Below are 11630 nucleotides of genomic sequence, written 5' to 3'. Positions count from 1 at the left end.
CGGCGCCCCGGGGCCCGCCGGCCGCGGTGAATCCCAGCCGGACGGTTGACGACTTTTTGTTAAGGAGCCTAACTTGATCTGGTCATCCTGACGCTTTCCTGACGACGACGTCCCCGCGGCAGCCAGAGGAGGTGGCCCTGATGGCCGACACGGAGCGGAAGCCCGCGCCGGCCGATCCCGGGTTCATACGCCGGATCGGCCAGTTCCAGGCGAGTGCCATCAATATGAGCCAGATGGTCGGCGTCGGTCCCTTCATCACCATCCCGGCGATGGTGATGGCCTTCGGCGGCCCCCAGGCGGTGATCGGCTGGGTCGCGGGGGCGGTCCTGGCGCTGGCCGACGGGCTGATCTGGGCCGAGCTGGGAGCCGCGATGCCCGGAGCCGGCGGCTCGTACATCTACCTCCGCGAGGCGTTCCAGTACCGCACGGGCCGGCTGATGCCGTTCCTGTTCACCTGGACCGCCATGCTCTTCATCCCGCTGATCATGTCCACCGGTGTGGCCGGTTTCGTGCAGTACCTCACCTACCTCTGGCCCTCCATGAGCAGCGGCCAGGGCGATCTGGTGGGACTGGCGATGTGCTTGGTGGTCGTGGTGCTGCTGTGGCGGCGGATCGAGTCCATCGGCCGGCTCGCCACGGTGCTGTGGGTGATCATGATCGTCAGCGTGGCGTGTGTGATCATCGCGTCCTTCACCCACTTCCACGCCCATGACGCCTTCACCTACCCGGCGGGCGCCTTCGAGCTCGGCAGCTCCAAGTTCTGGCTGGGCTTCGCCGCGGGCCTGACCATCGGCATCTACGACTACCTGGGCTACAACACCACCGCGTACCTGGGCGCCGAGGTCAAGAACCCCGGTCGGGTGCTGCCCCGGTCCATCATCTACGCGATCGTCGGCGTGATGGCGATCTACCTGCTGATGCAGATCGGCACGCTCGGGGTGGTCAACTGGAAGGACATGATCGACCCGGACAACCCGGCGTCGCGGTCGGTCGCGGCCGTGGTGCTGGAGAAGGCGTGGGGCAGGACCACCGCCGACGTCATCACCGGCCTGATCCTCATCACCGCCTTCACCTCGGTCTTCGCCGGACTGCTCGGCGGCTCCCGGGTGCCGTACGACGCGGCGCGGGACAAGGTCTTCTTCCGGCAGTTCGGCCGGCTCCACCCCAAGCACCGGTTCCCGGTGCTGAGCCTGGTCACCATGGTCGTGATCACCGCCCTGGCCTTCCTGGTCAGCCGCCACCTCGGCACCTCGGCGAAGACGCCGCCGCTGACCGTGCTGATCACGCTGCTGACCACCGTCATGGTGATCGTCCAGTCCTTCGCCCAGGTCGCCGCCGTCACGGTGCTGCGCAGGCGGCAGCCGGGGCTGAAGCGGCCGTACCGGATGTGGCTCTATCCGCTGCCGAGCGTGGTCGCGCTCGCGGGCTGGCTGAGCGTGTACGTCTTCGCCGACAAGAACAACCCCGGCCTGCACCCCATCGAGTGGTCGCTGGCCTGGGTGGCCCTCGGCGTGATCGCGTTCCTGGTGTGGGCCCGGGTCGAGAAGGTGTGGCCGTTCGGCCCGAAGGAGATCAACGAGAACTTCCTGACCACGCCCGCCACCGCCACCCCCGCCGGGCTGCCCGACCCCCAGGAGACCGTGTGACCCGCGTTCCGCCGCCGCCCGGGACGGCCGCCGATGCCGCTGCCGCCGCTGCGGGCGGCCTGCCGGGGACCGGCCGCGGTGACGGCGCGGACCGGGTGGATTTCGTCCTCGGTATCGACGTCGGCGGCACCAAGGTGGCCGTCGCCACCGCCACGCGTGACGGGCGCCTGCTGCGGCGGACCAGGATCGACACGGACGCCTCCCGCGGCGCCCGGCAGACGGTCGAGCGCGCGTTGCGCACGGCGGAGCGGCTCGCCGCGGAGACGTCGGCCGAGACCGGGGGCCGCTGCCTGGGAGCGGGCGTCGCGAGCCCCGGGGTCGTCCACGAGGACCGGGTGCTCATGGCGCCCAACATCCCCGGCTGGGGCGAGCTGTCGCTGCCCGCGCTGGTCCGCGAGCACCTGGGCCTGGCGGAGGTCGCCGCCGACAACGACGTCAAGGCGGCCGGGCTCGCCGAGGCCCGCTGGGGCGCGTTGCGCGGCGTGGACCCCGGCATCTACCTCAACCTCGGTACGGGGCTGGCGGCCGCGCTGGTCGTGGGCGGCCGGGTGCTCGGCGGCGCGCACAACGCCGCCGGCGAGATCGGCTACCTGCTGCGCGGCCCCGGCGACACGGCCGGCGCCGCCTCGGACCGGGCGCCGCTGGAGGAGTACTTCTCCGGCATGGGCCTGGCCCACCGGGGCGCCGAACTGCTCGGCGGCAGCCCGACCGCGGCGGACCTCTTCGGCTCCACCGAGCCCCGGGTCCGGGCCCTGGTGGACGACGCCCTGGACCACCTCGCGGTGCACGTGGCCAACCTCGCGACCGTGCTGGACCCGCAGCGGATCGCCGTGGGCGGCGGCATGATGCGCTCGGCCGACCGGATCTTCCCGCCCCTGATGGCCCGCCTGCGCGAGGCGGCCCCGTTCCCCCCGGAACTGGTCCCCAGCGCCTTCCCCCACGACACCGCCCTGCACGGCGCGCTCGCCCTGATCCTGGACACCCTGGACACGCGGGACACCCTGGACACGCGGGACCTGCCCGTGCCGTCGGCGGACGGCACGGCGTAGCGCGCCCGGGACGCGGTGCCGCCGTCCCGGCGACGTGTGGACTCACTCGCCGCACCCCGGTGGTCCCCGCGCCCGGCGACGCCCGGCCCCGGACGGTGCGTCCGGGGCCGGGCGTTCGTGTCCGGCCGCGGCTCCGGGGCCCTGCGTCGGCCCCGGACTCCGCGGCATGTTGTCAGGACGTCAGGGACGCCAGGGCCTGGTTGAAGGTCTTGGAGGGGCGCATGACCGCCGACGCCTTCGCCGGGTCCGGCTGGTAGTAGCCGCCGATGTCCGCCGGCGAACCCTGCGCCGCGAGCAGTTCCTCCACGATGGTGGCCTCCTGCTCCGTCAGCGTCTTGGCGAGCGGGGCGAACGCCTCGGCGAGCCGGGTGTCGTCCGTCTGCCGCGACAGCTCCTGGGCCCAGTAGAGCGCCAGGTAGAAGTGGCTGCCGCGGTTGTCGATGCCGCCGACGCGCCGGGTGGGGGACTTGTTCTCGTTGAGGAACGTGGCCGTGGCGCGGTCCAGGGTGTCCGCCAGGATCTGCGCCCGGGCGTTGCCCGTCTTCTGCGCCAGGTGCTCGAAGCTGACCGCGAGCGCGAGGAACTCGCCGAGGCTGTCCCAGCGCAGGTAGTTCTCCTTCACCAGCTGCTGCACGTGCTTCGGCGCGGAGCCGCCCGCGCCGGTCTCGAAGAGCCCGCCGCCGTTGATGAGCGGCACCACCGAGAGCATCTTGGCGCTGGTGCCCAGCTCCAGGATCGGGAAGAGGTCGGTCAGGTAGTCACGCAGCACGTTGCCGGTGACGGAGATGGTGTTCTCGCCGCGCCTGATCCGCTCCAGCGAGAACGCGATCGCGTCGACCGGCGACATGATCTCGATCTGCAGGCCCTCGGTGTCGTGCTCGGGCAGGTACGCCCTGACCTTCTCGATGAGGTTGGCGTCGTGCGCCCGGCCCTCGTCCAGCCAGAAGACCGCCGGGTCGCCGGTGGCCCGGGCGCGGGTGACGGCGAGCTTGACCCAGTCCCGGATCGGCACGTCCTTCGTCTGGCACATCCGGAAGATGTCGCCGGCGCTCACCGTCTGCTCCAGGATCACGGCGCCGCTGCCGTCGAGCACCCGCACCGTGCCGGTGGTGGGGATCTCGAAGGTCTTGTCGTGGCTGCCGTACTCCTCGGCCTTCTGCGCCATCAGGCCGACGTTCGGCACCGAGCCCATGGTGGCCGGGTCGAACGCGCCATGGGCGCGGCAGTCGTCGATGACGACCTGGTAGATGCCGGCGTAGCTGCTGTCCGGGAGCACCGCGAGGGTGTCCGCCTCCTGGCCGTCCGGGCCCCACATGTGGCCGGAGGTGCGGATCATGGCGGGCATCGAGGCGTCCACGATCACATCGCTCGGCACGTGCAGGTTGGTGATGCCGCGGTCGGAGTCGACCATCGCCAGCGCGGGGCCCTCGGCGAGCTCCGCCTCGAAGGACTCCTTGATCTTCGCGCCCTCGGGGAGCCCGTCCAGGCCCTTGAGGATGCCGCCGAGGCCGTCGTTCGGCGTGAGGCCCGCGGCGGCGAGCGTCTGCCCGTGCTCCGCGAACGTCCTCGGGAAGAACGCGCGCACCACATGGCCGAAGATGATCGGGTCGGAGACCTTCATCATGGTCGCCTTGAGGTGCACCGAGAACAGCACGTCCTCGGCCTTGGCGCGGGCGACCTGCGCGGTGAGGAACTCGCGCAGCGCCGCGACGCGCATCACGGAGGCGTCCACGACCTCGCCCGCGAGCACCGGCACCGACTCGCGGAGCACCGTGGTGCTGCCGTCGTCCCCGGACAGCTCGATGCGCAGGGCGCCGTCCGCGGCGATGACGGCGGACTTCTCGGTGGAGCGGAAGTCGTCGGCGGTCATGTGCGCGACGTTGGTCTTCGAGTCGCCGGACCAGGCGCCCATGCGGTGCGGGTGGTTCCTGGCGTAGTTCTTCACCGAGGCGGGCGCCCGGCGGTCGGAGTTGCCCTCGCGCAGCACCGGGTTGACGGCGCTGCCCTTGACCTTGTCGTAGCGGGCGCGGATGTCCCGCTCCTCGTCGGTCTTCGGCTCGTCCGGGTACGGCGGCAGCGCGTAGCCCTGCTGCTGGAGCTCCGCGACGGCGGCCTTCAGCTGCGGGATCGACGCCGAGATGTTCGGCAGCTTGATGATGTTCGCGCCGGGCGTCCGGGCCAGCTCACCCAGCTCGGCGAGGGCGTCGTCGATGCGCTGGTCCTCCCGAAGCCACTCGGGGAAGCTGGCTATGATCCGGCCCGCGAGGGAAATGTCCCGGCTCTCCACGGCGACGCCGGCGGTGGAGGCGTAGGCCTCGATCACCGGCAGGAAGGAATACGTCGCCAGGGCCGGTGCCTCGTCGGTGTGCGTGTAGATGATGGTCGAGTCTGTCACCGGGTGCTCCGCTCCGCGTCTGCGTCTTCTGCGTCTGCAACATTGCTTGACATCAAGATATCTCGTCCGGCCGCCGCGCTCGACAGGGTCCCGCCGCCCGGTTCCGGTCCCGCCGCCCGGTTCCGGTCCCGCCGCCCGGTTCCGGTTCCGTCGGCCCGGGCCCGTGGAGGGCCCCTCCGGCCGCCCTGCGCCACGCCCGTGCGCCGCGGGGAGGCCGTCCGAGGGCCGCGGGAGGCCGTTCGGGGACCACTGGAGAACATCTTGAAACAACTCATACCGTGACATGCTGGAGAAGGAGGCTATAGGGGGATTGATGCCTGTGGGTGACCCCTTCACCACGCATGAGGAGAACCGCCGCGGACCGGCCCCATCCGGGCCCGAAGCGGGGGTCACCGTCGATGCGCACGGCACCGTGGCCGCATGGAGCCCTGAGGCCGAGCGGCTCTTCGGCTACCAGGGGCCCGAGGTGGTCGGCCGCCCCGCCGTCAGCCTGCTCGCCGACCTGGTGGCGGCGGACGGCGAGGAGGCGGTCGGGGCGCCGCTGCGCGTCCGCCGCAAGGATGGTCATGTGGAGGCGTGCTCCTTGCGGGTCCGGCCCGCCGAGCCCGCGCCGGGCGGCGCGCCGCGCTGGCACCTGGTGCTGAGCCCCGTGACCCCGATGGGCCAGGCCATGGACAGCGCGACGCTGGAGACCCTCTTCACCCAGTCCCCGATCGGGCTGTGCGTCTTCGACGCCGACCTGCGGCTGCGCCGCTACAACGCCGCGGCCGAGGGGATGCAGGACATCTTCACCTCCGAGTCCCTGGGGATGCGGCCGCACGAGGTGTGGCCGGAGTCCAACTTCGACGAGAAGGAGGCGATGCTCGCCAAGGTCCGGGACACCGGCATCCCCGTCGTCGGCTTCCACGTGCACGGCTACCCGCCGGGCGACCCGGACAACGAGCACCACTTCGCCACCTCCGCCTTCCGGCTCCAGGACACCGCGGGGCGCGTGGTGGGCGTCGCCGACACCACCGTGGACATCACGGCGCGCCGCCGGACCGAGCAGCGCTTCGCCCTGCTCGCCGAGGCCGGCGGCGCCATCGGCACCACCCTCGACATCATGCGCACCGCCCAGGAGCTGACCGACGTGGTGGTGCCCGGCTTCTGCGACGCCGCGGTGGCGGACGTGGTCGACCCGGTGCTGCGCGGCGACGAGCCCGAGGGCGTCTCGCGCCCGGCGCTCCGCAGGGCCGGCGTCGCCGTCAACCCGGTGCTCGCCGCCTCCGCCGGCGACCCGCTGGTGGACGTCGGCACCACCTTCCCCTTTCCGCCCGCGTTCCAGGAGTGCCTGAAGAGGCGGGAACCCATGCTGTTCCAGGTGAGCGAGCCCGAGCCCTCCGGGCGCCGGCTGATCGCGGACTTCGAGGACACCGGACACGGCCTGTTCGCACTGGTCGTCCCGCTGCGGGCGCGCGGGACGACGCTGGGGCTCGCCTCGTTCTACCGGTTCGGGACCGCGCGCACCTTCGAGGAGGACGACCTCGTCACCGCGCGCGAGGTGAGTTCCCGTGCCGCCGTCTGCATCGACAACGCACGCCGCTTCACCCGCGAGCACGCCCTCGCCCGCGCGGTCCGCCGCGAGCTGCTGCCCTCCCGCTTCCCCCAGCAGAGCGCCATGGAGATCGCGCACAACAGCGTGGCCGAGGGCACCGGCGGCGACTGGTTCGACGCGATTCCGCTGCCCGGGGCGCGGCTGGCCCTCGTGGTGGGCACCGTCGTCGGCGGCGGGGTGCTCGCCTCCGCGGCGATGGGCCGGCTGCGTGCCGCCATCCACACCCTCGCCGAGCTGGACCTCGGCCCCGACGAGGTGCTGGCCCGGCTCGACGACCTCGTCACCCACATCAGCCGGGAGCGCGCCGAGACGCCGAAAGGCAGCCCCGCGCCCGGCGGGGTGGCCGGCGCCACCTGCGCTTATGTGGTGTACGACCCGACGACCGGCCACCTCAGCGTGGCCAGCGCCGGCCACCCCGCGCCGCTGATCGCCTACCCCGACGGCACCGTCGAGCCGGCCGACCTGCCCTCCGGGGTGGCCCTGGGCACCGGCGACAGCCCGTTCGGCACCGCCGACACCGACCTGCCGGCCCAGAGCACCATCGCCCTGTACACCCCCGGACTGCTCTCGGGAGACGGCCACGAGCGGAGCCAGACCCCCCTTCAGACCCTGACCGACCGCCTCGCGGCCGCCGACGGCGCGCCCGTGGAGCAGGCCTCCAGGACCACCGCCGACGCGCTGCTGAACGGCGCGCCCCGGTCGAACGCGGTGCTGCTGCTGGCCCGTACGCATGTCTTCGACGAGGACCAGGTCGCCGCGTGGGACCTGCCGAGCGATCCGGCGGTGGTGGCCACCGCCCGGTCCCTCGTGGAGCGGCAGCTCGTGTCCTGGGAGCTGGCGCACATGGTGTTCCCGTCCCAGCTCGTCGCCAGTGAGCTGGTCACCAACGCCATCCGGCACGCGGAGGGCCCCATTCAGCTGCGGCTGCTCCGGGACCAGACGCTGACCTGCGAGGTCGCCGACGGCAGCCCCGCGGCGCCCCGCATGCGGCACGCCCGCGCCGGCGACGAGGACGGCCGCGGGCTCTTCCTGACGGCCCAGGTGAGCCGGCGGTGGGGTACCCGGTACACCGAACACGGCAAGATCATCTGGGCCGAGCAGGCCCTCGACGACGGCGGCGCCCTGATGACGCCGGAGCCCTGAGCCGACCCGCCGGAGCCCTGAGCCGACCCGCCGGCCCTGAGGTGGGCCGGCCCCGGCCCACCTCAGGGGCGCGGGGCTGCGGCATGGTGTGCGGCTCCGCCGCGTGGGCGCGAGAATCCCCGGCGAGAGCGTCACGTCGTCGCCGTTCCGAGGGGGAGTGTCGGGCGGGCGGGGCCCGGTCGCCGCCCCGCAACGCGGTCCCGCAACCCCGGCCCCCCGGTCCCCGGTCCCGCCGGCCCCATCGACCCCACCAGCTCCGCCGGCCCATCGGGCCCCACTGGCCCCACCGTGCCCGCCGTCGGCCCACCGCGGCCCCCTCAGCCTCCTCGCTCCTGTCGGCCCCCTCAGCCTCCTCGGTCCCGTCGGCCTCCTCAGCGTCGTCCCGCCCGGCCTGTCCCGTCGTGCCGGCGAACCGCCGCCGGTACCGCGGCGGCGAGATCGACAGGTGGGCGATGAAGGACCTGCGCAGCGACCCGGGCGTGCCGTATCCGGTCATCCGGGCCGCCCGGGTCACGCTGTGCCCGGCGTCGAGCAGCGCCTTGGCGATGTCGGAGCGGACCGGTCCGACGAACTTCGCGGGGGTCGTGCCGAGTTCCCGACAGGCGCCCTCCGCCCACTCGCCCTCACTCGGGCCAGGCGGAGTTCTGGATGACGTCCACGAAGTCGATGTGCCGGAAGCCGGGCACGAAGTGCTCCAGCACATCGGCGTTGACGGTGCCGAACGTCGTGTCCGGGCGGTAGTCGAAGCCCTCCTTGAACGCCTGGAGGATCTGCCGCTTGAAGTCCGGCCGGGGATGCACCGCGGTGACGGACTCGATCTCCTCCTTCGTCAGGTTGCCCAGCCGCATGCCGAGGACGTCGGTCTCCACGCCGGCGGTCGTCGCGGCGATCTCCGGGGCCATCTTGTAGGGCACCTCGGGCGTGGTGTGCAGGGCGATCGCCGTCCACACCACATCGGCGTCCGAGGACGAGTACCCGTGCGAGAGCATGAAGGCGCGCGCCTGGTCGGCACCGTCCAGCTCGAACCGCTGGTCCTGGCTGCGGTAGGCGGGCACCAGTCCCGTGTCGTGGAAGAGCGCCGCGATGTACAGCAGCTCCGGGTCCGGCTGGATGCCGAGGGCACGGGCCTGGAGGCTGCCCCAGAGGAACACCCGGCGTGAGTGGTGGAAGAGGAGCGGGGTGGTGGACTCCCGCACCAGCTCGGTCGCCTCGGCGGCGATTCGGCTGTCGGGGACGGCGACTCCCGCGATCTCCTCGGACATGATCGGCTCCCATCGAAGTGTCGGTCGGGACTGCCCCCTCAGAATCACCGGCGCGCCCGCCCGGCCGCCGTGCTCGAACGGCCAGGAATCCCACCTGGACGGACATGCGCCGGGCCGCGGCCCGCGGCGGGCGGCTGGATACGGGTGCTCGACGAGGTGCTCATGAGCGGGACGCTCTGTGTTCCGGCTGCCGACGGACGCTGCTTGGGTTATGCGAACGGTAATGCCTTTGTTCCGTTCTGCACCGAACATGTGGGATGAACGGGAGACGTGTCGGATCGCAGTGGACCCGCGTCCGCGCCCGTCTCTCCAGGGCGTCCGGCGAACCCCAGGAGGCCCCCCGGAGACCCGGGGAGCCGCCCCCAGAGACGCCCCCGGAGGTGCCCCATCGGAGGTGCCCACAGGGCTCGGTGCCGGGGAGCAGGCGTGAGGGGATCTTGACAGTGACAGCCGGGGGGTGGTGGTTTAGACCACATCCTCATCCGCGTCGTGTGGTGGCCACCAACCCTGGAGGTGCTGTGCCCTGCAGATTCCGAAGTCGCCCGTCCCGTCTCGCTCTTCTCGGTGCCGTCGCCCTGACCGTCGGCATGGTCACGGCCGTGCCGGCCGGCGCGGCCGGATCCGTGGGAGCCGAGTCCGGCACCGTCGCGCCGGGCGCCCTGCCCGTCGTCACCCCGACCCCCCAGCACATGGCGTCCGCGGGCCGGGCCCTGCGCGTGCCGGACCGGGTCCGGCTGCTGACCGGCGAGGGCGTGGACGGCCCGAGCGTCGACGTGCTCAAGAAGGCGCTGACCGCCGCCGGGGCCCGCCACATCGACCAGGCCACCGCCACCGGCGCCGCGGCCGGCGCGCCCCGGGCGGCGCTCACGGTCGTGGTCGGCGCCATCACCGACCGGGCCGTGTCCGACGCCCTGCGCGCCGCGGGCGGTACGGTGCCCGGCGACCTCGTCGCGGAGGGCTACTCCCTCGCGTCCCGGGCGGCGGGCGACGGGGGCACCGTCGTGCTCGCCGGCAACGACGGCGACGGCACCTACTACGCCGCCCAGACGTTCCGTCAGCTCACCGGCCGGGGCACCATCGCCGCCGTCACCGTCACCGACTACCCGAGCATGCCGCTGCGCGGCAGCATCGAGGGCTTCTACGGCGCCCCCTGGTCGCACACCGACCGGCTCGACCAGCTCGCGTTCTACGGCGACATCAAGGCCAACACCTACATCTACACGCCGAAGGACGACACCTACCTGCGGGAGAACTGGCGCGAGCCCTACCCCGCCGACAAGCTCGCCGACCTGCACGAGCTGATCGACCAGGCCACCGCCCACCACGTGGACTTCACGTACGCCGTCTCCCCGGGCCTGTCCATCTGCTACAGCGACCCGGACGACGTCGCCGCCCTGGAGAAGAAGCTCGGCAGCCTCTACGACCAGGGCGCCCGCAGCTTCTACGTGGCGCTGGACGACATCAGCTACACCAAGTGGAACTGCGCCGGCGACCAGGACAAGTACGGCGCCCCGGGCCGCGGCAGCGCGGGACAGGCACAGGCCGACCTGCTCAACACCGTGCAGCACGACTTCGTCGACACCCACGCCGGCACCAAGCCGCTCCAGATGGTGCCCACCGAGTACTCCGACACGGCCGACTCCGCCTACAAGAGCGTCCTGCGCGAGCAACTGGACCCGAAGATCGTCGTGCAGTGGACCGGGACGGCCGTGGTGCCGCCGTCCGTCAGCGTCACGGACGCCCGTGCCGCCTCCGAGGTCTGGGGCCGCAAGGTGTTCCTCTGGGACAACTACCCCGTCAACGACTACGGGCAGACCACCGGACGCCTCCTCATGGCCCCCTACGACAAGCGCGAGGCCGGACTGCACGACGAGCTCAGCGGCATCGTGCTCAATCCCATGAACCAGGCCGCGGCGAGCAAGGTCGCCCTCTTCGGCGGCGCGTCCTTCGCCTGGAACGACGAGGCCTACGACCCGGCCCGCACCTGGCGGGCGGCGGCCGGCTACCTGGCCGGCGGCGACAAGGCCACCACCCGGGCCCTGCTCGCGTTCTTCGACACCGAGCACCTCGCACCCACCTTCGGCACGGAGAACTGGCAGCCGCAGGCACCCGCGCTCGCGGCCGAACTGGACGCCTTCAGGACCGCCTGGAGCAGCGGCTCCCCGGCCCGCCGCGCCGCCGCGCTGCTCACCCTCCGCTCCTACGCCCATCTGCTCGCGGACGCGCCCGAGCAGATCCGGGCCGGCGTGAGCGACCCCGCGTTCCTGGCGGAGACCAAGCCCTGGCTGGACGCGCTCGACCTGTGGGGCGACGCCCTGAACGCCACCCTCGACGGCCTCGGCGCCACCCTGCTCGGCGGCAGCGGCCAGGCGGACTTCGCCAAGGCGGCCGACCTGGCGGGCAAGGCCGCGGCGATCACCACCATCCCGGGCACCACCCGGCCGCAGGGCCCGGTCAAGGTGGCCGACGGCGTCCTGGACACGTTCCTCCGGCAGGCGCCGGACCTCGGCGCCTGACCGCACCACCACCCGGCGCGGACCG

Annotated in this window: 7 protein-coding genes; 4 read left to right on the top strand and 3 right to left on the bottom strand. The window is 72.6% G+C overall.

What is annotated here, in order from left to right:
- Window positions 1-140: 140 nt before the first annotated feature.
- Both ACSMXW_RS12970 and ACSMXW_RS12965 read left to right on the top strand, forming a co-directional pair.
- Window positions 141-1646 carry an APC family permease gene (locus ACSMXW_RS12970; protein ID WP_485806304.1) on the top strand — a complete coding sequence of 502 codons (1506 nt, stop codon included), beginning with the start codon at window positions 141-143 and terminating at the stop codon, window positions 1644-1646.
- Window positions 1643-2695: an ROK family protein gene (locus ACSMXW_RS12965; RefSeq protein ID WP_485806302.1), complete on the top strand. Its 1053-nt coding sequence runs from the start codon at window positions 1643-1645 to the stop codon at window positions 2693-2695. The genes ACSMXW_RS12970 and ACSMXW_RS12965 overlap by 4 nt, the downstream gene beginning before the upstream one ends.
- A gap of 172 nt (window positions 2696-2867) precedes the next feature.
- Here the strand turns inward: ACSMXW_RS12965 and ACSMXW_RS12960 are convergent, their stop codons facing one another.
- Complete coding sequence (locus ACSMXW_RS12960) at window positions 2868-5090, bottom strand: NADP-dependent isocitrate dehydrogenase (protein WP_485806300.1); 2223 nt, start codon at window positions 5088-5090, stop codon at window positions 2868-2870.
- A 313-nt stretch (window positions 5091-5403) separates the two neighbouring features.
- Here ACSMXW_RS12960 and ACSMXW_RS12955 point away from each other — a divergent pair, with 313 nt between their 5' ends.
- Entirely contained in the window at window positions 5404-7827 is a 2424-nt protein-coding gene (locus ACSMXW_RS12955; RefSeq protein ID WP_485806298.1) for a SpoIIE family protein phosphatase, read from the top strand.
- Here ACSMXW_RS12955 and ACSMXW_RS12950 read toward each other — a convergent pair.
- A complete protein-coding gene (locus tag ACSMXW_RS12950; RefSeq protein WP_485806296.1) occupies window positions 7769-8530 on the bottom strand; it encodes a helix-turn-helix domain-containing protein in 762 nt (253 codons plus the stop codon). The genes ACSMXW_RS12955 and ACSMXW_RS12950 overlap by 59 nt on opposite strands.
- Window positions 8451-9089 carry an HD domain-containing protein gene (locus tag ACSMXW_RS12945; protein ID WP_485806294.1) on the bottom strand — a complete coding sequence of 213 codons (639 nt, stop codon included), beginning with the start codon at window positions 9087-9089 and terminating at the stop codon, window positions 8451-8453. Before ACSMXW_RS12945 ends, ACSMXW_RS12950 begins: the two co-directional genes overlap by 80 nt.
- Window positions 9090-9676: 587 nt before the next feature.
- Between ACSMXW_RS12945 and ACSMXW_RS12940 the strand changes: the two genes are divergently transcribed.
- Complete coding sequence (locus ACSMXW_RS12940) at window positions 9677-11605, top strand: glycoside hydrolase family 84 protein (RefSeq protein WP_485806292.1); 1929 nt, start codon at window positions 9677-9679, stop codon at window positions 11603-11605.
- The last annotated feature ends 25 nt before the right edge of the window (window positions 11606-11630 follow it).

This window comes from Streptomyces sp. DSM 116793, assembly GCF_057320905.1.
The sequence above is the reverse complement of the archived record's forward strand: the minus strand, read 5'-3'. Positions and strand labels throughout refer to the sequence as shown.